Source organism: Paenibacillus sp. J2R1T-4 (assembly GCF_059692235.1).
On record NZ_JCAUBA010000025.1, the window covers coordinates 76,471 to 97,744 of the forward strand.

General features: G+C 48.8%; 17 protein-coding genes, 1 rRNA gene, 1 pseudogene and 1 riboswitch. Of the genes and pseudogenes, 14 read left to right on the forward strand and 5 right to left on the reverse strand.

The features are described 5' to 3' along the window. Positions 1-52: 52 nt before the first annotated feature. Positions 53-1,162 (reverse strand): annotated as a pseudogene (locus AC58QD_RS28865) (LCP family protein); the annotation flags it as partial. Between the two features lie 209 nt (positions 1,163-1,371). Between AC58QD_RS28865 and AC58QD_RS28870 the strand changes: the two are divergent. The 4 genes from AC58QD_RS28870 (at position 1,372) to AC58QD_RS28885 (ending at position 4,654) form a co-directional block, all read left to right on the forward strand. Then, complete coding sequence (locus AC58QD_RS28870; protein WP_497338533.1) at positions 1,372-2,463, forward strand: ABC transporter ATP-binding protein; 1,092 nt, start codon at positions 1,372-1,374, stop codon at positions 2,461-2,463. Then, the gene (locus AC58QD_RS28875; RefSeq protein WP_497338513.1) at positions 2,456-3,250 is read left to right on the forward strand and encodes an ABC transporter permease; all 795 of its coding nucleotides are present in this window, start codon (positions 2,456-2,458) and stop codon (positions 3,248-3,250) included. The genes AC58QD_RS28870 and AC58QD_RS28875 overlap by 8 nt, the downstream gene beginning before the upstream one ends. A gap of 2 nt (positions 3,251-3,252) precedes the next feature. Next, positions 3,253-4,041, forward strand: a complete 789-nt coding sequence (locus AC58QD_RS28880) for an ABC transporter permease (RefSeq protein ID WP_497338514.1) — start codon at positions 3,253-3,255, stop codon at positions 4,039-4,041. Positions 4,042-4,183: 142 nt separating this feature from the next. Further along, positions 4,184-4,654, forward strand: a complete 471-nt coding sequence (locus AC58QD_RS28885) for a peroxiredoxin (RefSeq protein ID WP_497338515.1) — start codon at positions 4,184-4,186, stop codon at positions 4,652-4,654. A gap of 314 nt (positions 4,655-4,968) precedes the next feature. Here the strand turns inward: AC58QD_RS28885 and AC58QD_RS28890 are convergent, their stop codons facing one another. Beyond that, on the reverse strand, positions 4,969-5,784 hold the full coding sequence (locus AC58QD_RS28890; RefSeq protein WP_497338516.1) for a phytanoyl-CoA dioxygenase family protein: 816 nt from the start codon (positions 5,782-5,784) through the stop codon (positions 4,969-4,971). 91 nt (positions 5,785-5,875) lie between these two features. Here AC58QD_RS28890 and AC58QD_RS28895 point away from each other — a divergent pair, with 91 nt between their 5' ends. The 9 genes from AC58QD_RS28895 (at position 5,876) to AC58QD_RS28935 (ending at position 17,862) form a co-directional block, all read left to right on the forward strand. Further along, positions 5,876-6,772, forward strand: coding sequence for a helix-turn-helix domain-containing protein (locus AC58QD_RS28895; RefSeq protein WP_497338517.1), 897 nt, complete (start codon positions 5,876-5,878; stop codon positions 6,770-6,772). 103 nt (positions 6,773-6,875) lie between these two features. Further along, positions 6,876-8,330: a polysaccharide deacetylase gene (locus AC58QD_RS28900; protein WP_497338518.1), complete on the forward strand. Its 1,455-nt coding sequence runs from the start codon at positions 6,876-6,878 to the stop codon at positions 8,328-8,330. Positions 8,331-8,485: 155 nt separating this feature from the next. Beyond that, the gene (locus AC58QD_RS28905) at positions 8,486-9,478 is read left to right on the forward strand and encodes an AAA family ATPase (RefSeq protein WP_497338519.1); all 993 of its coding nucleotides are present in this window, start codon (positions 8,486-8,488) and stop codon (positions 9,476-9,478) included. After that, positions 9,475-10,695, forward strand: coding sequence for a DUF58 domain-containing protein (locus AC58QD_RS28910; protein ID WP_497338520.1), 1,221 nt, complete (start codon positions 9,475-9,477; stop codon positions 10,693-10,695). The genes AC58QD_RS28905 and AC58QD_RS28910 overlap by 4 nt, the downstream gene beginning before the upstream one ends. Continuing rightward, positions 10,682-13,129, forward strand: a complete 2,448-nt coding sequence (locus AC58QD_RS28915; protein ID WP_497338521.1) for a DUF4129 domain-containing transglutaminase family protein — start codon at positions 10,682-10,684, stop codon at positions 13,127-13,129. The genes AC58QD_RS28910 and AC58QD_RS28915 overlap by 14 nt, the downstream gene beginning before the upstream one ends. Positions 13,130-13,164: 35 nt before the next feature. Beyond that, positions 13,165-13,602: a thiol-disulfide oxidoreductase DCC family protein gene (locus tag AC58QD_RS28920; protein ID WP_497338522.1), complete on the forward strand. Its 438-nt coding sequence runs from the start codon at positions 13,165-13,167 to the stop codon at positions 13,600-13,602. A gap of 161 nt (positions 13,603-13,763) precedes the next feature. Further along, positions 13,764-15,302 (forward strand): glutamine-hydrolyzing GMP synthase, encoded by a 1,539-nt coding sequence (gene guaA, locus AC58QD_RS28925; RefSeq protein ID WP_497338523.1) that lies wholly within the window; start codon positions 13,764-13,766, stop codon positions 15,300-15,302. Between the two features lie 87 nt (positions 15,303-15,389). Beyond that, positions 15,390-16,031, forward strand: coding sequence for an NUDIX hydrolase (locus AC58QD_RS28930; protein WP_497338524.1), 642 nt, complete (start codon positions 15,390-15,392; stop codon positions 16,029-16,031). A gap of 133 nt (positions 16,032-16,164) precedes the next feature. Then, positions 16,165-16,264: riboswitch (purine riboswitch) on the forward strand. 221 nt (positions 16,265-16,485) lie between these two features. Beyond that, the gene (locus AC58QD_RS28935) at positions 16,486-17,862 is read left to right on the forward strand and encodes an NCS2 family permease (protein WP_497338525.1); all 1,377 of its coding nucleotides are present in this window, start codon (positions 16,486-16,488) and stop codon (positions 17,860-17,862) included. Between the two features lie 379 nt (positions 17,863-18,241). Here AC58QD_RS28935 and AC58QD_RS28940 read toward each other — a convergent pair whose 3' ends face one another. The 3 genes from AC58QD_RS28940 to AC58QD_RS28950 all read right to left on the reverse strand — a co-directional run bounded on the left by AC58QD_RS28940 (position 18,242) and on the right by AC58QD_RS28950 (position 20,834). Beyond that, complete coding sequence (locus tag AC58QD_RS28940) at positions 18,242-19,054, reverse strand: HAD-IIA family hydrolase (RefSeq protein WP_497338526.1); 813 nt, start codon at positions 19,052-19,054, stop codon at positions 18,242-18,244. A gap of 46 nt (positions 19,055-19,100) precedes the next feature. Continuing rightward, complete coding sequence (locus AC58QD_RS28945; RefSeq protein ID WP_497338527.1) at positions 19,101-20,042, reverse strand: metallophosphoesterase; 942 nt, start codon at positions 20,040-20,042, stop codon at positions 19,101-19,103. Positions 20,043-20,249: 207 nt separating this feature from the next. Next, on the reverse strand, positions 20,250-20,834 hold the full coding sequence (locus tag AC58QD_RS28950; protein ID WP_497338528.1) for a glycerol-3-phosphate responsive antiterminator: 585 nt from the start codon (positions 20,832-20,834) through the stop codon (positions 20,250-20,252). A 374-nt stretch (positions 20,835-21,208) separates the two neighbouring features. Between AC58QD_RS28950 and AC58QD_RS28955 the strand changes: the two genes are divergently transcribed. Continuing rightward, positions 21,209-21,274 (forward strand): 16S ribosomal RNA (locus AC58QD_RS28955); the annotation flags it as partial.

The window sequence follows — 21,274 nt, forward strand, 5'->3', positions numbered from 1 at the left end:
TTGGTGTAGGTGACGGTGTCGGCTTAGGCGTTGCTGTCGGTTTGGCTGTTGGTTTGGGTGTTGGTCTTGGCGTCGTTGTAGCTTTACTGCCAGTGCCGCTGCCTGATCCCGAGCTGTTGCCAGACCCGCTGCCGGCGTTTGCCCCGCTAGCTGTGCTTGATCCCGATCCTGAATCGGTGTTGTCCTCATTGTCCACTGCGTCAGGGTCATGCTCCCCATTGAATTCATCCTGAATGAAGGCCTGCAGCTTTTTCGGATTCACACCTAACACAGAAGCTCCTGATACAGAGCTTTCTTCAAGCAGATCGAAGGGAGGGACTTGAATGCCCTTGACTCCGGAAGCTCTCACATCAAATCCAAGACTTCCCAGCTTCAACATATCCGTAATATTCATATTGGTTTCGATGTAGGGATCGATGCTGCTTAGAATACTTGGCAGCTTGAACAAGGATGTAGTAGCTTGCATCTTATCCGCTACAGCAGTAAGAAACTTGCGCTGCCGCTCGGTACGCGTAAAGTCGGACAGGGCATCATGTCGAAACCGCACATACTGAAGCGCGGTTTTGCCGTCCATTTGCTGGATTCCTTTTTTGAGATCGATATCGAATTCCGGCTCAGAAGAATCATGATATTTCATATCTTTCTCGACATCCAGCTCAATTCCTCCAAGAGCGTCTACAAGCTCCATGAAGCCTTGGAAATCCGTAAATACATAGTACTGGACAGATAATCCTAGCAAGTCGCCCGCTGTCTGCATAGCTAACTGAGGACCGCCGTATACGAGAGCTGTATTAAACCGATCCATTCCATGTCCTGGAATCTTCACATAGGTATCGCGAAGAATGGAGAACAGGTGAGCTTTTTTAGTTACAGGATCTATGGAAATCACCAGGTTGGAGTCCGATCTAGGGACATCATTCTTACTAAGTCCTCTGGAATCTCCGCCTAACAGCAATATGTTGACACGATCCTTACCTTCCCATTTGGGAGGAGCGGGTATTTCAGCTGAAGTGTTGTGCGGTGTAAATTGGCCGAAGAACGAATCATCGCCTTTTTTCTGAATATTGTTGCTGAATTGATACAAATGATAACCATAATAGCTGAATATGCCCACAATAACGATTGTAAAGCCCAAAACATACCACCTGAGTTTTCGCCACATTGGAACGTTTCTCCTTTTGTATTGTGTCTTTTCCTTAGCAGCACGTTCGTGTAACATTAGGATGTCGATGTTTGTTGATAGTTAAGACGGCTACCATTATTTATTTGTTGCGCCGATCCTTATTTATTCATTATATAGTGTTCGAATTCAGTCCTGCAACTTATGTCGATTCATGGCACACAGATACTGGAAAAAGAGGAGCAATGACAATGAAGCCTGCGATACATGTTGAACAACTGACCAAACGCTTTCAAGTTCCTCAGAGCCGGGGGGGACTTAAGGGGGCACTGAGAGATTTATTTAATAGAGAATATAATGAGGTTGCTGCTGTCAAGGGGATCAATTTTACCATTCCTCAAGGTGAGATTTGCGGTTATATCGGAGAGAATGGCGCCGGAAAGTCGACAACAATAAAGATGCTTACAGGAATTCTCGTCCCAACCTCAGGCATTGTTGAAGTAGGCGGATATGTTCCGTACAAGGAACGGGAGAAGTTCGTACAAGGGATCGGCGTCGTTTTCGGGCAACGCAGCCAACTGTGGTGGGACATTGGCGTTATTGAATCGTTTCAACTCCTTCGTAAGGTGTATAGAGTGTCTGAGGCGGATTATAAAATTCGATTGGACGAGTTGGTGGAACGTTTACAGCTGCAGGAGCTGTTGAATCGCCCAGTGCGCAAGCTAAGCTTGGGTCAACGGATGCGCTGTGAGCTGGCGGCTTCATTGATTCATAACCCGGCCATTATTTTTCTGGACGAGCCTACCATTGGTCTGGATATTGTGGTGAAGACAGAAATTCGTGACTTCCTCAAATCGATGAATCAACGTTACGGCACGACCATTCTGTTGACAACTCATGACCTTCAAGATATTGAGGCGTTGTGCTCACGGGTTATTATGCTGGACGATGGGCGGGTCATTTATGATGGAAATCTGGATCAGTTGAAATCGACTTGGGGAAAAGGGAAGGAAATTGTCCTTCATCTGAATGAGCAAGTACCGATCGAACGGTTCTCCGAGCTTACACACGGGTTGGCAGCCAGATGGAGTCAAGAGAATGAATACACAGTCAAAGCCTGGATGCCGCTAGATAAAGCGAATGTGTCTGAAGTGTTGGCGCGTGTGGTTAGTACTGTGGATATTCGGGATATTCAGATTCATGAGCCTAATACAGATGATATTGTTAGAGAAATTTACAAGACAGGCAATGCGGATGCTCCGACTCCTACTATTCATCATACGACCGAAACGGAGAAGGATTCCCCAAACCTTGCACCAGAAGGAGAAAAGGTGAATGTTTAGCGCCTATATCGATCTAATTCGCATTCGTTTTCTAATGATGCTCGCTTACCGAGTCAATTATTATAGCGGGATTCTGATTTATGCGCTTAATATTGGGGCCTACTACTTCTTATGGAAAGCCATTTACGGCAGCAGTGAGTCGCTCGGCGGCATGACCGTTACACAGATGACTACTTACGTTGCGGTATCGTGGATGGCTAGAGCTTTCTATTTCAACAACCTGGATCGTGAGATCGCATCCGAAATTCGTGACGGCAGTGTAGCGGTGCAATTCATTCGTCCCTACAACTACCTGTTCGTCAAAATGATGCAAGGCTTCGGTGAAGGGATATTCCGTCTGATTATGTTCATGGTGCCAGGGATGATTATTGCTTCAATCTTGTTTCCGGTCCGATTGCCAACGGATGCTTCTGTTTGGCTTGTATTCTTGATTATGCTGTTCTTCAGCTTTTTAATTAACTCGCAGATTAACATTCTGACTGGGCTGTTCGCTTTTTTCGTGGAAAATAATGAAGGGCTAATGCGCATGAAACGAGTAGCCGTCGATTTATTCTCAGGATTAATTATTCCGATCTCCTTTTTCCCTGGGTGGCTAGAGGGTGTCGTTAAAGTGTTGCCTTTCCAAGCGATTACCTACTTGCCAGGCTCCGTATTTACGGGGAAAGTAACGGGTAACGCGGTATATGAGGTGCTTGGATTACAATTACTCTGGTTCGTCGTCTTGATCGCGCCCATCTGGTACATGTGGCGCGGTGCGCGCAGCCGGTTGTTCGTACAGGGAGGATGAGAATGATGTTCTATGCTTCCTTATTCGCTGAATATTTCTCTAACTATATCAAGCGGCGGCTCACGTATCGGTCCGATTTCTGGATTGAGATTTTGTCGGATCTGCTTTTTCAAGGCATGAATCTGTTGTTTATTCTGGTTGTATTCTTACATACCCCCTTGCTTGGAGGCTGGACACAAGAGCAGGTGGTGTTTATTTATGGCTATTTCATGGTTCCATATGGAGTGTTCAGCTGTTTCTTCAACCTGTGGGATTTCTCTCAAAGGTATATCGGCAAAGGAGAAATGGATCGCGTCCTAACCCGTCCTGCGCATAATCTGGTACAGCTCATGCTGGAAAATCTCGATCCTGCTTCCTTGTTCGGCAGCTTGGTCGGACTGTTCATTATGGGTTATGCGGGTGTGCAGATGGATATGGCTTGGACATGGACCGACCCGTTTGTATTCCTGCTGTTTACAGTTGGGGCTATTATGATCTACGGAGGCGTGTATGTCGGGATTACTGCCGTGTCATTCCTATCTGATGCTCCAACGGGAATTTTGCCGCTTATGTGGAACATTCAGAATTATGGCCGCTACCCGGTTAATATTTATAATAAGCTGATCAAAATTTTGCTTACCTTTATCCTGCCGTTTGCGTTTGTCGGGTTTTATCCGGCAGCTTATTTCCTCGATCGAGAGAATTGGGGCGGTATGGCGTTCCTGACACCTGTTATGGGCATATTGTTTCTGTCGATGGGGTTGATGTTCTGGAACTACGGTGTGCGCAGGTATCGGGGTGCGGGGTCATAGCAGGGGGAGGATAAAATTCATTCTCCGTTTGGAGCAGGACTTGCTCGGATTCCGCTGCAATTCAAAATCCACCCACTGTTTTTTAAACAGCTGTTCTGAGGTTCATATCGTAAAGTTATATTGGTTCTAGGAGGATGAATAAATGCGGGCACCAGTGATAGGCAAGATGGCGCCTTCCATAAAGCTTCCGGGCTCGAATGGACAAGAGGTGTCGCTGAAAGACTACAGAGGGAAAAAGATTGTTGTGTTTTTTTACCCGCAAGATGAGACGCCGACCTGTACGGTGGAAGCATGTGAATTTCGCGATTCATTCTCTGCCTTTGAGGAAATCGATACGGTTGTGATTGGGATTAGCCCTGACTCAGTGGCTTCTCATGAGAAATTTATTCATAATCAGGAGCTTCCCTATTTGTTATTAGCCGATGAGAAGCTGAAGGCATGCAAAACCTACGATGTATGGAAGCAGAAAAAGCTGTACGGAAGAGAGTATATGGGTGTTGTGCGCTCTACGTTTCTGATTGATAGCAAAGGGAAGCTTGCTGCGGAGTGGCGTAACATACGCGTAAAAGGACATATTGATAAGGTGTTAGAAGCGGCGCGTAAATTGAAATGATGATAGCGGAAAATTCGCTTGGAGTCGCGAAGCGGCCTCGCGATCAGCTCTAAAGCGGAAAATCCGCTCTAGAGTCGCGAAGCAGGCCCCGCGATCGGCTCTAAAGCGGAAAATCCGCTCTAGAGTCGCGAATCGGCACCCCGCGGACAGCTCTAAAGCGGAAAATCCGCTCTAGAGTCGCAAATCGGCGCCCCGCGGACAGCTCTAAAGCGGAAAATCCGCTCAAGAGTCGCGAAGCGGACCCCGCGAACAGCTCTAAAGCGAAAAATCCGCTTTAGAGCTCCCGGTTACTGTTTAACAACTGGCGCGACGCCTTAATGAGGGCTGCTAACAGCATGCTCGACCCCGCATGGTCCCGCGCTTTCGCTTGAAGTAATATCCACCTCATCGCCGTCCATGTTGAACAAAGGCTTGTAAAATCGGCCGATCTTTGTCGTCGAGATTCCGGTATAGTGGCAAATAAACGAACGGCGGAAGCGATCCTTCGAAGTGTTCGGATACGAGCCATGGATGACGTTCCCATTGAAGAACAGCACATCCCCCGCATCCAGCTTAACAGGAACCGGTTCATAACCATCGGGTACTATAACCTCGTCTACAGTAAAGGACACAGCCGGATCGGCCTTTTGCGGACATTGGATCTCGCCTGTGTGGGACTTCGGCACAATGAACAGCCCGCCGTTCTCTTCATCAGAAGGATCAATGGAAGTCCATGCGGCGATACAAGTGCCAGGCTCCACTAGCAAGTAGAAATTGTCTTGATGCAGCGCCTGTCCACGTGCACCTGGAGGCTTATAATAAAACATACTCTGGGCAGCCAAAGGCTCCTCCCCGAATAAATCGTGCAGTACCCCCATCACGCTAGGATCAATCATAGTTTGAAAAGACAGCTTATTCATACGATGCGGATGCATGAATCGGGGATACTGCTTCAGAATATCTCCGCCAGCCTGCTCCTCCGGCAGTGGGAAGAACAGGTTCTCCACCGGTCCGTTGCGATGAAGATCGGTGAATTCCTGTTTGATCTGCTCTACTTTCTGCTGATCGAATAGTCCCCTTACGATAACATAACCATCTGTATGAAACTGCTGCAGTTGTTCTGCAGTCAAGCTTGATTTAAGGTTCGTCACAGATGAACCGCTCCTCTCATTTACCCGTTGCAGGATTGTTTCTTTCTTAAGGTTAGTATAGAATGAGCGGTGAATGGAGGGAATGAAGAATATGACTGATTTCCTTAACGATTCTGCTATATCATCTCAAGAAGACACCCAGATCACAATCGCTCCCACTCCCGGTGTCCTCATTGCCGATCACTTCTACAGCTCCTCTGGGTACCGCACGAACCGTCCTGCAGGCACCCGCGATTATTTAATTACATTCACGCTGGGCGGTTGCGGCGTATATAGAATTCAGGACCAACTCCGACTATGCAAGCGCGGAGATGTAATGATCCTCCCGCCGGGGACTCCGCATTACTACGGGACCCTCGAGGAATCCGAGGAGCCATGGGAATTCGTCTGGTGCCACTTTCTGCCCCCGACGGATTGGCAATCTTACTTGAAGCTGCCTGAGGCATTGCCCGGACTGCTTCATGTTCAGATTCAGAATGAAGTCAATTTCGAACGTCTGCTCCAGGCCTTCCGCCGACTTATCAATGACCAACTCCACGGAGACATGCTGCATGAACGGCTTGCTTATTTGGCCTTGGAGGAAATTATGGTGCTGTTAGCGCATCAATCCGGCAGGGAGCAGGGGCATGCTGCGCTTGACCCGCGTGTCGAAGAGGTTAGACGTCTGCTGCTGTTGAATATGCAGGATCAACATACGATTCCATTACTTGCGGAGCGTGTTCGATTGTCGCCATCGCGGCTCGCCCATCTTTTCAAAGAACAGACGGGACACTCCATCATGGAGATGCTGGTACAGATTCGGTTGCGCCACGGAGCCCGTCAGCTGGAATATACGTCAAGACCGATCGCTGAAGTGGCTGAGGATGTGGGCTTCCAGAGTCCGTTCTATTTCACCAAACAGTTCACAGCCGCTTACGGCATGAGTCCTAGCGCATACCGTAAGGAAGCTCAGGGGAAGCATGCTGACTCCGATAAGCTCCGAATCTGACAACCTCTCAACAAAATCCATATAACCCGTCTGGCATATTTTGTTCACTCCTTCATATACTCTATCACTAGTCCAAATCGATAGACTTACGGAGGAGCTTCCTATGCGAATGATACGTACGATGGTTGCTTTATGGTTAATCCTGACATTGCTGCCCGTATCAGGTGTAGCGACTGCTGCTGCGGCGAACCCGCTCCCAAACGATGATTACGACCGTCTGAAGGCCGGAACCAAGATCACGCAAGAACGCGTGTACGAACAACCCGATCAGCCGACGGTTTATTTGACTTTTGATGATGGTCCAGGCAAGCTTACTCCCGCAGTGCTAGATATTTTGAAGGAAGAACAGGTGCCTGCAACTTTTTTTGTGCTTGGAGAGTATGTGAACCAATATCCGGAGCATGTGAAGAGAATGGTCGCGGAAGGGCATGCGATCGGCAATCATACCTATAACCATCAATACCAGAACCTCTATCCCTCGTACGCGCTATTCAAAGCTCAGATCGAGAAGACCGAGCAAGCTCTGCTGGAAAAAGCCGATGTGACCACTAGCTTGATTCGTGCGCCAGGAGGGACATTCTCGCATTTTGATGCTTTCTATTTCTATTATTTGGACCAAGCCGGATACAGTGTGTTCGATTGGAATGTAGACAGCGGTGATGCGCGCCGTGCCAATGTTCCCTCTAAGGACATTATCCATAATGTAACCTCGACTCCTTTGAAACATGAGATGAATGTGCTGATGCATGATAGTTCAGGGCATGAAGAGACCGTTCGGGCGCTGCCGGCCATTATAAGCTTTTACAAAGAAAAAGGGTATCAGTTTGCGCGTTTAAGCCCAAAGGTGAAGCCTGTTCAATCGATCATCGACAGACGAATTCAGACAGCCCAACTTACTAAGGAAGAGCATGAGTATTGGGTAGCTAACGCAAGGATGAGCCCACCGCATAACACGGCCGAGCGTCCTCCAGCTATCAAGCAACCGCCCGTGATCATCGCGCAAGTACCTTCTGCAGAATCACTAGCAGTTGAGGCTCTAGCACGGGAGGACGAGAAGTCGGTCGCGTTGTTAAAGCGTCAGAATGAATGGGCAGTGGAAGAATCGGCTGCAGCGTTACGCAAGCTGCATGTCCCGCCCTTACAGCTGGAGCTTGGACATAACAACATATTGGAGATGGCTTCCCCGCGCTATGAATTCCGGCAGGATAAGTTCTATGTGCCTTTGCGGGCTCTTGCTGAACGGATGGGCGCGCTTGTGACATGGGAAGAAGACACGAGAACGGCTACCGTCAGTTACGGGTTGTATCAGATGGAGGTAGACCTGCAGCGTAATTCAATCTCGGTTCAAGCCCCGGGCCGCAACAAACAAGTGTATTATTTGGCTGATGTGAAGTTGAACGATGGTTCGATCATGGTTCCGTTGAGAAGCTCCGTAGAGATGTTGGGCAACCACGTAGCGAGTTATTCTGTTGGAGATGCTTTAAGACAAGTGAAGGTCGACCTGAGTTCAGGCGGTTATGGTTTATTATGTGCCCCTAAGACTATGTTCAAAGTGTGATAGCCTGCGTCGCAATAACATGATTTATATATAGAACACGTGGTGTCTAAAAAATAGCCAGGATGGAGAAACTAGAAACATAGATTCTAAGTTTCTGAGAAGCGGATGCCTTCGAAGTGCATTTAGCTTCACTATATTCAGGAGGTTATCCATCCATGGCGCAAGGAAAAGAAGATCGATTTCCCTTTGACCGGCCTAATGAATTCATAGAGCGCATTATATACCAGGCGGAAAAAGTGATTCTAGGTAAACGTGAAAGCATTGAGCTTGCGATTCTAGCATTTCTATGCGGCGGCCATGTGCTTTTAGAAGATGTGCCCGGCGTCGGGAAGACTATGCTTGTCCGTACTTTGGCTCGGATCGTTGGTGCGGATTTCAAACGAATTCAGTGCACGCCGGATCTGCTGCCATCCGATGTGACGGGTGTGTCCGTGTTCAATCCGAAGACGAATGAGTTCGAGTACAGACCAGGGCCGTTACTGGCTAATATTGTGCTTGTTGATGAGATTAATCGGGCTTCGCCGCGTACGCAATCTGCTTTGTTAGAAGCGATGGAGGAACGCAGTGTCACTGTTGATGGGGTAGAATGCAAGCTGCCTGAGCCGTTCCTGCTGCTAGCAACGCAGAACCCGATCGAGCAGGAAGGAACATTCGTGCTGCCGGAGGCACAGCTGGATCGGTTCCTGTTGAAGATCGGCATGGGGTACCCGAACGAGCAGCAAGAGGTAGAATTACTCGGTCGACTTCAGCTTAGACATCCGCTAGAGCTTGCAATGCCTGTTGTGCTGCCGGAGGAACTGATGCGGATGCAGCAAGAGGTTCGAGCTATTTATGTGGATGATTCGTTAAAGGTATATATGGTTAAGCTTGCGGTTGCTACACGCAACCATCCAGATTTGCAGTGGGGCGTCAGCCCTCGTGCGGTCGTTGCTTTGATGCGGGCAGCTCAAGCTAAAGCTTACATGGCAGGCCGCAGTTATGTGATTCCGGATGATATCAAAGCCATATTGATGCCTGTATGGAGTCACCGTCTGGTCGTTACGCTGGATGCAAGAATTGCAGGGAAAACAGCAGATTCTGTAATGAGGATGATTGCCTCTGCAGGAACCGTTCCGGCTATGCGCCCGACAGCGGGAGGGACGGTATGAGACAGTGGGGGAACCTGGCTGCGCTTGTCGTTTTTTGCAGCGGGATGCTCGCTTTGTGGATGTGGCACGGGGGGCAATCCGCTTTCTTTCTCCTTATCGTTTCGGCTGTCTGGCTTGCATCCGCATTTGGTACTGTGCTGCTGAGTCTTAGAGAGGTGGCTGCAGAAAGTCGGGTGGAGGTTTCGCGATTGTATGCCGGGGACAAGGTTCAAGTGTCCTTGAGAATCCGTCACCGTTCTTACTGGCCTGTGATGTGGTTAGTTGTAAAAGAAACCTGGCAGCATCATTCGGGAACGCGGATCGAATTCCGACAATTAATCGTCCCTTGGTTTCGGTCGGAGGTAAGGGTGACATACTCCTTAAGCCATTTACATAGAGGGGAATATCGATCAGGCGGAGTGGAGCTATTCAGCGGCGACTTATTCGGGCTTGTTCAAGTCCGGCGGAGTCGGAAGGGACAAGCTTCTTTTGTCGTGTATCCTAAGCCGATGACAGTGGACGAATCTCTGCGTTCAGGAGCGGATGACGACGGCAGAGCAGGACGGCATAAGGAGTTTTGGCGGGAAAGCAGTGTGATCCGCAGTGTCCGGCCTTATGAAGCTGGGGATCCGCAGCATCGTATTCATTGGAAGCTTACGGCTCGCACGGGAGCGTTGAAGACGAAAACATTCGAGCCTGCCGGTTCGCAGCGGGTGAATGTCTGCCTGGATGTTTCCTCCGATTCCTACAGGGGAATCGAAGGTCCGCGTTTGTTCGAGGCGGCTATACGTGCCGCTGCCGGAATTGCGCGACAGTCCCAAGACGCGAGCGGCGGCTGGGTGCATCTGACGTCGAGCTCGAAGTCAGATCGGGGTGTTGTCGTTGCTTCGGCGGAGGAGATTCGCTCCGCTTATGAGTGGCTGGCGCGTCTGCGGCCAGATGGAAGCGAGCGCTTCGCGGACTATCTGCTCCGCGAAGCACTGCGTCTGCCGATGCGTCAGACGCTGATTTGTGTCACGCCGCTGTCCGGCGCGGCGCTAGTTCCTGCGCTGCGTCGGCTGCGCAGCGCGGGCCACAGGTGCACGGTCATGCTCGTGCACACCGAACCGGCGCTGTCGTGGACGCACCGGCAATGGAAGCGCGAGCTGCAGGAGATGGGCGCAAGCTTCATAGAAGTGCCCGCCCAAGCTGTGCCTGCGGCTAGCGTGGAAGGGGGTGCAGTCGATGGCATCGCATGATTCGTTGAAGCATGCTGATTCGCGCCAAACGCGACCCTACATTCGAGAAGCGTTAGCATCGGTCATGCTCTTCATTCTACTAATGGAATGGCTTCTACCCCTAGCTGCGATGTCCGAGTATACCGATTTGCATATGCTGAGACCGTTCGTGCTGACATTCGGATTATTCATGCTGATAGATTACTCCAAAGCCCCTTTTGTACTAGGTTCGCTTCTGAAGCTCCTAGTATGCATGGGTTTAATCGGGATGCTGTTTTATCGGAATGAATGGCTGGGCTTTAGTTGGTTGGACAGTTATCTGATGGAAACAGCGCAAGATTTAGCCGCACTGATGCAATTCAGTCCGGAAGAAATGAGTCCGCACAATCGTACGCTGATGTTCTTGTTAGGCTGGGCGTTATTAATCTCCGTCATGTATGCGACAGTGGTCGAGAGGCAGCAAGCGCTGTGGCTTATTGCTGCAACGATAGTCTATTTGGTAGGGCTGCAGCTATGGGCGGATATAGACACTTCTTGGGGAGTTCTGCGCACATCGGTGGCCGGCATGCTGTTGATGGCGGTCAATCAGTTATCGCGAATTGAAGGAGAGTTCAGGCTGCGGCAGCGCTTCGGAGTATGGCCGATTGGCCGATGGTCAGCGGCTGCTGCTGTTATAATGGCCGTCGCGATCGGAGCGGGGCTGTGGCTGTCGCGTGATGAGGCGCGACTCACGAAGCCGCTGGCGTGGAATCCGCTGTCCGAGACCTGGACGCGGCTGTTTCCTGATTCGAGCGGCACAGAGGCGGTCCTTCCCTCTTCAGAGCTCGCGAGTTGGACCGGTTATAGCAGTGATGACTCACGCCTCGGCGGCCCGATCAGGCCTGACGACGGTATCGCCTTCACGGCGCGTACAGAGCAACCGACTTATTGGCGCGGGGAGTCGCGCAGCACATACACAGGGCGCGGTTGGATGAGTGTCGACTCAGGGGCGTACGCTTCTGCAGATCACACTTTAGAGGTTCTTGTTGGAAAAGCAGGCGACCATTCAGGTGAAGAAGCAGCAGGTGTGACGAGCTCCGTGACTAAATCCCAACAGCCGCAGCATCTAACGATCCAGCAGGAGGTTTTGCTTGAGAACGAGAGCCTAAGCAAGCAGTTGTTCGTTGGCGGTCCCATAGTAAGGGTTGAGGCGTTGGTAACACGTAAGGGAAAGCAATTGGATACGGATCTGATTGCGATCGACCCCTTAACGGGCCGTACGGGTGTAAGTACTTCAGAGCCAATCGGCTATTATCGGTTAGCAGTTGAGGTGCCTGCTAATGGACGGCCTAGCTTGGCGCAGGCTGCGAGCAGCCGTCCTTTGACAGAGTTGGAGCGAGCGGGCATGTCCGGAGATCTCCAGTTACCCGCAGCCTTGCCGGAGCGGGTGCGTGAATTGTCTAGAGCGGTTACAGCTAATGCTAACAATGATTATAGCAAGGCGCTAGCAATAGAGGCCTTTTTGCGCAGCAAATATACATACAGTTTGGACAAGCCTACTTTTCCAAGCGGCGATCAAGATTTCGTAGATCACTTCTTATTCGAGCAGAAGGTGGGGTATTGCAATCACTTTTCTACTTCCATGGTAGTTATGCTGCGAACTTTAGGCATTCCAGCCCGTTGGGTAAAAGGCTTCTCGCCAGGCCAGCTTAGCACCGATGACCCATCACCCACGGATACGCTGATAGCCTATACGGTTCTCAACCGAGATGCTCATTCTTGGGTGGAAGTCTATTTCCCGAATCAAGGCTGGGTAGCCTTCGAACCTACGCCTGGGTTCTCGCGATTAACAGAGCTTAACCAAGATCAAATTTTCAGTTCAGATACGCATGATGCAATTACGGTGTCGGCTGCAGCCGCGCAGTTACCTGAAGGCGGAGACGGGAGCAGCGCAGATGTAAACTCCAATTCGTGGTCCTCACAAATGATTACGAAGCTGAAGGATACATACGAGCATATTACGGCTGGCGCCCAGCAATTCGTTCATTGGACGAAGGCTTCAGCGGCTGCAGCATGGACGAATATGCGGAGCCAGCCGGTATGGTTCTGGGGGATTGCGCTTCTTCTGCTTGCGCCGCCTGCCATATGGAAGATCAATGAGCAATATAGGAAATCTCTCCGATCGGGTAACCGCACCACTCCCAGAGCTCGCTCTTTGAAATCATTTGACACCATTTGGGATAAACTAAGCCGTAAGTTAGGCAAGCGTCTTCCGGAGCAAACCATTCGAGAGTATGTCCATACAGCTGCCAGTCGGCTGCCTGATGAAGATCAGCGCCAAGCTTTGCATCAGTTCGCAGGTTTGTATGAAGCCGCCCGTTATTCAGAGGGGACGATCCTTGTTCCAAGCGGTACGACTCGCAAGAAACATCTGGCCCAGCTATGGAGTCGCATTGCCCGTTCCAAGTCTACATAAACTATGTCATAATGTAGCTAGGAGGGGATCACTTGATGATGAAGCCAACAGATCCAAGCACGAATCGCAGTTCACAACATCCGATCATTATGTTCGATGGGGTTTGCAATTTCTGCAACAGCTCTGTACAATTCATTATTCGTCGTGATCCCCATGGCTATTTTCATTTCACGGCCCTGCAATCTGAGACCGCTCGCGGCTTGTTAGCGAATCGAGAATTAGACCCTTTGCAATCCGATTCCATTCTCCTGCTGGAGGATGGGCAATTATACTCCTCTTCTACAGCAGCACTTCGAATAGCCAGACGATTGAAGGGCTGGCCTAAGTTGGCTTCCGTGTTCCTTATTGTGCCACGCGCGCTCAGGGATCCTGTTTATCGTTTTCTCGCGAGGAACCGCTATAAGTGGTTCGGCAAGCAGGACGCTTGCATGCTGCCGTCCCCTGATGTGCGTCAACGTTTCCTGGATGTATAAGTTTCCTTGACGATGTTTCCACGCTTTTTATATAATTAGCTTTAAATGTTCAGCGGACATGCTCGAGCTTCGCATGAATTGCATTTGCTCAAGCAGATACACTAGACTATGGAGCTTCGCTATGAAGTGCATTAGCTACGCAAATGCTTAAGGAGGAACAAATGAATAAACCGAATGAAATGATCGTCGTCCTAGACTTCGGCGGTCAATATAACCAACTGATTGCGCGCAGGATTCGTGATCTGGGCGTGTACAGCGAATTGCTTCCCTACAACACGACGGCTGAGCGGATTCGCGAATTATCGCCGAAGGGGATTGTATTCTCTGGCGGACCTTCCAGCGTGTACGAGCTTAATTCTCCCCAAGTAGACCCGGCTATCTATGAGCTTGGCGTGCCGATTCTTGGGATTTGTTACGGGATGCAGCTTATGGCTCACCAATTGGATGGAAAAGTTGAAAAAGCGAGCAAACGTGAATACGGCAAAGCGGATGTGGATTTCAATCCGGACAGCGCCCTGGTCAAAGGTTTGCTAAGCAAGCAAACCGTATGGATGAGTCACGGAGACTATGTATCCAACCTGCCAAGCGGGTTCATCGTGGATGCAAGCACAGAGCACGCGCCTGTAGCAGCTATGAGTCATCCGGAGAAGCAATTCTTCGGTGTTCAATTCCATCCGGAAGTACGCCATTCCGTGTACGGCAATGAATTGATCCATAACTTCCTGTTCGGGGTGTGCGACTGTGAAGGCTCTTGGAGCATGACCACTTTCATTGAAGATACGATTCGGGATATTCGAGAGCAAGTGGGCAGCAGCAAAGTATTATGTGCTCTAAGCGGAGGCGTAGATTCTTCTGTTGTGGCGATCTTGCTGCACAAGGCGATTGGAGACCAATTAACTTGTATGTTCATCGACCATGGCCTCCTTCGTAAAGGGGAAGCGGACAGTGTCATGGATACGTTCGTGGGCAAATTCGATATGAAAGTAGTCAAAATTGATGCGCGCGATCGTTTCTTAGGGAATCTCGCTGGTGTCGAAGATCCAGAGCGTAAGCGCAAAATCATTGGAACCGAATTTATCCGGGTATTCGAGGAAGAATCGACTCAATTCGATGATTTCGAATACTTGGCACAAGGGACCCTTTACACGGATATCGTAGAAAGCGGGACAGCTACAGCGCAGACAATCAAGTCTCACCACAATGTTGGCGGCTTGCCTGAAGATATGAAGTTCAAGCTCGTCGAGCCCCTTAAGGCTCTCTTCAAGGATGAAGTGCGTAAAGTCGGCGAAGAATGCGGTCTTCCAGCAGCTATCGTATGGCGTCAACCGTTCCCGGGACCGGGACTGGCGATACGTGTATTGGGCGAAGTGACGGAAGAGAAGCTGCATATTGTCAGGGAATCCGATGCTATTCTTCATCAGGAGATTGCTGCTGCGGGTCTGCAAAGGGAAATTTGGCAATACTTCACGGCTCTGCCTAACATGAAGAGTGTTGGAGTCATGGGAGATGGGCGGACCTATTCCTATACAGTTGGCCTTCGTGCGGTGACATCCATCGACGGGATGACAGCGGATTGGGCACGCATTCCTTATGATGTGTTAGAGCGGATCTCGACCCGTATTGTCAATGAAGTTGAGAATGTGAACCGGATCGTGTATGACATCACTTCGAAGCCTCCTGCTACGATCGAGTGGGAATAAGCAACGTATAGGACTGGAGAAAGAGACCTGCTGATTGTTGGAGCGGGTTTCTTCTTTTTCATTTTGATTCAGAGGAGATGGTCTTACTTGGAGCAGGAAGTCATGCGAATATTCGACGATCAGCATAAGCCGATTGGTGTTGCGACTAGAGCAGAGGTACATAAGCAGGGATTGTGGCATGAAACGTTTCATTGCTGGTTTGTCAGCAGGAAGGATGGCATCGATTATATTTATGTGCAGCTTCGCAGCAGCTTGAAAAAAGACTACCCCAATTTGCTGGACATTACAGCCGCCGGCCACTTGCTTGCTGAAGAGAAAGTCTCGGATGGAGTTAGAGAGATTGAGGAGGAGCTCGGTGTGAAGGTTTCTATGGATGAGCTAATCCCGCTCGGAAAAGTCGATTATATCATGACCCAACCGAATATGATCGACAAAGAAATCGCCAACGTCTTTTTATACCAGGCCGATCATTCCTTTGATGCATACAGGCTCCAGCCAGAAGAAGTTTCGGGTATTGTTCGAACAGAGTATGCGGCTTTCTGTGAATTGTGGCAGGAGGATCGGGAAGAGATCGAGGTTGAAGGATTCTTAACCAATCCGAACGGTGAGAAGGCTAGGGTGCGCAAGAACATCAATAAGCATAATTTTGTACCTCATGAGAAATCCTACTATGAAAGCATTATTGCAGCTATAAGTAAGGCTCTCGAAACCACGGTAGAGAGTCGCTAGTCACATGGCAAAATGTAAATGACAGGGAATGTTTCCTATTGAATACGGATACATCCGAACGATATGTAAGTACTTGCTTGTAACGTTCGGTATTTGCATTGACAAGTTTCGACACTTGGGCGTAGAATATGGTTGAATAACAACATAACCGTTTCGTATATTCTCGAGAATCGGCTTGAGAGTTTCTACAAGGTCACCTCAATGATCTGGCTACGAAAAGAGAGCGTTATGCACAGTCCGGGAAGGGGAATCACACTTTCTCTTGCATGTGCATATCTTGACGCTTTCTCCGCGTGGAGCCTGATCGGTATGCAGTGAGATGGATAACCGTCGGCTTTTTTTGCGTTGTTCGGCTACTCTGTTGTCATCCTGCAGCGTTACCATCAAGCGTCATAGGCAGTCGCAAGACGATTTTTGTTATTCCCAATCAATTAGTTGTAGGAGGAATAGTCAAATGGATCGGTTGTTTAAACTGAGGGAGCATGGAACTACGGTCAGAACTGAGATTATTGCAGGGATGACCACCTTTATGACGATGGCTTACATCTTGTTCGTCAACACATTGTTCCTGGGCGAGGGCGGAGCTGGAATCCCGAATCACGCCGTATTTTTTGCTACCGCAGTAGGTGCTGGGCTTGTAACGCTTGCCATGGGCTTTTTCGTGAATATTCCGATTGCTCTGGCGCCAGGTATGGGTTTGAATGCGTATTTCATGACTGTTGTTCTAAGCTCGAATGGGGATATTACGTGGCAAATCGCTCTGGGCGCAGTATTTCTATCGGGGATTATCTTTATCATCTTAACCGTAACCAAGGTCCGGCAAATGATGATAACGGCCATTCCGCATAACCTGAAAATTGCCATTACGGTAGGGATCGGGCTATTCATCACGATTATCGGAGCAAAGCTGAGTAATTTGATGATGATCAGTGTTAATCCAGGCGCGGATACCGCCAAGAATCCCATACTGAATTCCAATCAGTTCAACATTATTATGGGAGATTTCATTCACAACAAGGATACATTACTTACGATCATCTCGCTCTTCATTATTGCCATCCTGATGGTGCTGAAAGTGAGAGGAGCGCTTCTTATCGGGATCGTTGCTGCAACCCTGATCGGGATCCCAATGGGTGTGACGGATGTGAAGGGGCTTGGTGATGCAAGCTGGTTGCCTTCCTTCGAAGGGCTGGCAGTAGGTCAATTAGATATTATGGGAGCTCTGGGCGTAGGTTTAATAGAAATTATTCTCGTGTTCACATTCGTTGAATTATTCGATACGTTCGGGACACTTGTAGGTACGGCTAACCGTGCGGGATTAATGAAGAACAAAGCCGAAGGCGAGAAAAAAGTCGGTAAGGCGATGTTGGTCGATGCTGCAGGCGTAAGTACCGGCGCAGTGCTTGGAACAAGCACTATTACGGCTTACATAGAGAGCACAAGTGGTGTTGCTGAAGGCGGCCGAACAGGCTTGACTGCGGTAACTACCGGCGTATTGTTCCTGTTGGCTCTGTTTATTGCTCCGCTTGCTTTGGTCGTTCCTTCCGCGGCTACAGCGCCTGCGCTTATTATTGTAGGGGTACTGATGATGTCGAGCATCAAGGAAATTGAGTGGAATGATTTCCTTCAAGCTTTCCCGGCATTCTTGACGATCGTGTTAATGCCGTTTACGAACAGTATCGCCAACGGGATTTCCTTCGGGGTCGTTTCCTATACTTTACTAGGCGCTATTAACAATCTAACAAGTGCTAAGAGAGTGCCGCTGCATTGGTTGATGTGGGTGTTGTCGGTGTTGATCATTGCCAGGTATGTATGGTTAGGCGCAGGTTAAGTAAATCGTGAGTATGAAAAAACGCCGGTCCCTGGACCGGCGTTTTTTGCGCTTATATAAGTATTGTGGCGGAACCGAAGGTTCCCTCTTTTTAATTATTTTGATCCAAAAGTGGAACGATTGCAGAAAAATAAAGCGCATGATGCACGTGAGCCTAACTCCCTAAAGAAAAGTGGAACAGAAAAGGGCAGGAAGGTGGAGCGGAGAAGCGTCAGGGGTCGCCTTTGCACTTGGATTCTCACCACTAAAAATAGTTCAACAGAATTCAAGTGCAACAGCGATCGTAGCCCACCTTCCTGCTCTCTACGCGCCGAACTGAACTCAACCATGAAGGACCTAAACGGCCGAGTTCTTCTTATCACTTATTTAGAACGTCGGGTCACTTGTTATACAACAAATCGTACACCTGCTCGAGATCGCGCACCTTCACTGTTGGTTGAATGCACGTGTTCGATCCGGTTGAATCAGGGGAATTGTGAGCTAGCCATACTGTGTACATTCCCGCACCGATGCCTCCGATGATATCGGTGGAGTAATTGTCGCCAATCATCACACATTGCGCTGGATCGACGCCAACCTTTTGTGCAGCGAAATGAAAAAAGGAAGTGAAGGGCTTGCCGGAGTAATGAACCTTCCTGCCGATTACTGCTTCAACTGCTGCTGCAAGAGCTCCGGTTTCTGGAACAAGCTCGCCGTTTTTGCCTGGATGAGACAAGTCTGGATTCGCAGCTACGATATTCGCTCCTTTGCTAGCCTCGATTGCTATCTGCTGAAGCTTCCCGTAAGAGAACTCTGTATCCCTTCCAAGGACAATTATATCTGCATGCTCAGGAGCATCTAACGGAATTACGTGATGACCAACACTCCTCATCATTTCACAGAGCGCCTCACTTCCGACCACTTTGACAGTAACGTTGCCCCAATTACTAAGCACATAATGTCCTACGAATTCGGTAGCCGGCAGACATGCCTCTGGTGATGCATCTAATCCCATTCCGCTTAGCTTTTCAGCGATTTGCCGCGGTGTTTGTCTGGAGTTGTTCGTAAGGAATAACACTTGCTTTCCTTCCCTGCGCAATTGTTGGATAAGCTCAGCAGACCCTCGGCATAACGCATCTCCGCGATAAATGCATCCATCCAGATCGAAGAAAAACGTGCTCGATTCTCGAAATAACTTTTTTAATGTATCCATAAAATTATGTTGTCCTTTCCATGCCTAACCCTGTTAAACCCGTGAGCTATACGCTTAAGGGGAATGTAAAATCAGACCAATTCCCGGTTTCAGATGGGCTAGCTTTACTATAGCAATAATGTACTTCGTAACCAGCTTCGGCTTCAAAAGTGGATTTGTATGTGTTGAACACACGATGGGTCATGCTGCATGCTTCAGGATCAATCTGTACCAGCCGGATGCGTCCTTCGCCGCCGTTAGATGTGGTCTGCCAATTCTGAAACGATTGGAAGACAGGACTCTGATGCTCGCTCAAATCGACTTTGTAGCTGATATTATTCGGTATTTGATGACCGGAATAGATCGCAATTATATTGCTGTGTTTACGAAAACATTTGAGCCACATGTCCTCACCGTCGTTAGCGCCGGTCGCCCCGACATAAACTTTGGGATTGTGAGCATCCCCGGGTTTGTTACGGCTTCCGTCTAAGAACATATAGCAATGTGTGATTATGATCGCTTTGTGGTCCGCGTATTGGGTTAACAGCTCGTTGGCCCACTCTAGCACCTCATCTCGGATCCCGAACTCCAAGGAGAGGAATAGCAGCTTTTCACCGTTAATCTCCATACGGGCATATACATTCTCACTCTTGTTCGGTTCAAAAGCTCCGCCGTACCAGTCTTTATCCTTGTATCGATCTGCTCCAAAATATGCATTGAACATATCCAAACTTCGATTTTCCTTGAGCATGTTATCATAATCGTGATTCCCAGGTGTAATTAACATTGGAATATTCGCTTTATCAATCTGATCGAGAGCCGCCTTAGCGTGTCGGAATTCTCCTTCCGCCGCCGCTCCGTTATGAACGACATCCCCTAGATGCAAGACCATCTTGATCTGATGTTCTTCCTTATTGCGGACGATCCATTCGGCTAACGTTCTGAAAATCTCAGGGTGTTTGCAGGAAAGGATTTGCGTATCGGGAATGATAACAATGGAAAATGGCATTTTGAGCACCTCTTTATCCTGATTTTAGAGTTGTCTTGCTTTAAATATACGGCGCTGTTCACATTGAAATCACCTCCTTTTAGGACGAATACAACAAAAAAAGCCCATAAACAATAAACAGGTCATCCTGTCCATTGTTTAGAGCTTTCTCTCATCCATTGCCCCAAACCGTTGTAATACGGATTCAATTGTTTTCTCGCAATTACTCTAATTCAGTTCTTGAAAAGTCAGATTCCATAACGCAGGGTTGCTGACAGACAAGGAGGTCGCTCCTGCTCGCAAGCACTCTGCCGCTTCTTCGTGAGTGTTGATAAGTCCGCTGGCAATAATGGGAATCGTATCGAGCTCAGCCGCGAATTGCGTGATTACCTTAGTGACAACACCAGGCATCAATTCTACTCCATCGGGAGCAGTGGACTCGACAAGCTTCAGTCCGTTCTCGAGCGACAAGGAATCAAGAATGAATAAATGGAGAATGCCGTATAGTCCGGTCTTTTTCGCTTCTTTTATTAGATGGGCCTTTGGAGTTACTATTCCATCAGCCCCGATATACTCGGATATAAACGATAATGTCTCTTTGTCGGTGTTGGACAGCCCGCGAATCAGGTCGAGATGAACAAAAGTGCCTTTGCCGGCTTGTTTGGCAAGGTTGACGGCTGTTAAGATACCTTGAATGTCGCCGCCCATAAAGAAGATGTTATCCGCTTGGCTCTGTATAGCTAGCTGGACTTCGGATGGTTTCCTTAATGCGGCGATGATCGGTTTTTGTCCAATCTGATGTAGTAGAGTCATTAGGGCAAAGTCCTTTCAATTCGCTTCCATCCCATCATAACAAACCGTAATTTAGCCGTCTATGTCTTTTATTTATTGTTGCTTTATAAGAAGAAAAAAATACCAGTTGCATCGAGTTTGGATATTTGGTATATTAATTCTCGCCGCTTCGAAAGGCTGTCCATTGAGTTGGACGCAACGGAGGAAGGGAACGAAAAAACTTCTTGCAATCGAGTAGGCAAATGTGATATATTAATATGGTCGCTGTTCGGAAGGTTCTCGCCGGAAGACAGCAAGATTGTTCCTTGAAAACTGAACAACGAACGTGCAAGTTTTAACGGCCATATGGTCAAAAACAAGCTAGACTCGTTTTAAGAGCAAGTCAAATTTCTACCTTTATGGAGAGTTTGATCCTGGCTCAGGACGAACGCTGGCGGCGTGCCTAATACATGCAAGTCGAG

What these genes read in the sequence shown, in the direction of transcription:
- AC58QD_RS28870 (WP_497338533.1), top strand. Translation starts at nt 1,372, where the DNA reads ATGAAGCCTGCGATACATGTTGAACAACTGACCAAACGCTTTCAAGTT.
- AC58QD_RS28875 (WP_497338513.1), top strand. Translation starts at nt 2,456, where the DNA reads ATGTTTAGCGCCTATATCGATCTAATTCGCATTCGTTTTCTAATGATG.
- AC58QD_RS28880 (WP_497338514.1), top strand. Translation starts at nt 3,253, where the DNA reads ATGATGTTCTATGCTTCCTTATTCGCTGAATATTTCTCTAACTATATC.
- AC58QD_RS28885 (WP_497338515.1), top strand. Translation starts at nt 4,184, where the DNA reads ATGCGGGCACCAGTGATAGGCAAGATGGCGCCTTCCATAAAGCTTCCG.
- AC58QD_RS28895 (WP_497338517.1), top strand. Translation starts at nt 5,876, where the DNA reads ATGACTGATTTCCTTAACGATTCTGCTATATCATCTCAAGAAGACACC.
- AC58QD_RS28900 (WP_497338518.1), top strand. Translation starts at nt 6,876, where the DNA reads ATGCGAATGATACGTACGATGGTTGCTTTATGGTTAATCCTGACATTG.
- AC58QD_RS28905 (WP_497338519.1), top strand. Translation starts at nt 8,486, where the DNA reads ATGGCGCAAGGAAAAGAAGATCGATTTCCCTTTGACCGGCCTAATGAA.
- AC58QD_RS28910 (WP_497338520.1), top strand. Translation starts at nt 9,475, where the DNA reads ATGAGACAGTGGGGGAACCTGGCTGCGCTTGTCGTTTTTTGCAGCGGG.
- AC58QD_RS28915 (WP_497338521.1), top strand. Translation starts at nt 10,682, where the DNA reads ATGGCATCGCATGATTCGTTGAAGCATGCTGATTCGCGCCAAACGCGA.
- AC58QD_RS28920 (WP_497338522.1), top strand. Translation starts at nt 13,165, where the DNA reads ATGATGAAGCCAACAGATCCAAGCACGAATCGCAGTTCACAACATCCG.
- guaA (WP_497338523.1), top strand. Translation starts at nt 13,764, where the DNA reads ATGAATAAACCGAATGAAATGATCGTCGTCCTAGACTTCGGCGGTCAA.
- AC58QD_RS28935 (WP_497338525.1), top strand. Translation starts at nt 16,486, where the DNA reads ATGGATCGGTTGTTTAAACTGAGGGAGCATGGAACTACGGTCAGAACT.
- AC58QD_RS28940 (WP_497338526.1), bottom strand. Translation starts at nt 19,054, where the DNA reads ATGGATACATTAAAAAAGTTATTTCGAGAATCGAGCACGTTTTTCTTC.
- AC58QD_RS28945 (WP_497338527.1), bottom strand. Translation starts at nt 20,042, where the DNA reads ATGCCATTTTCCATTGTTATCATTCCCGATACGCAAATCCTTTCCTGC.
- AC58QD_RS28950 (WP_497338528.1), bottom strand. Translation starts at nt 20,834, where the DNA reads ATGACTCTACTACATCAGATTGGACAAAAACCGATCATCGCCGCATTA.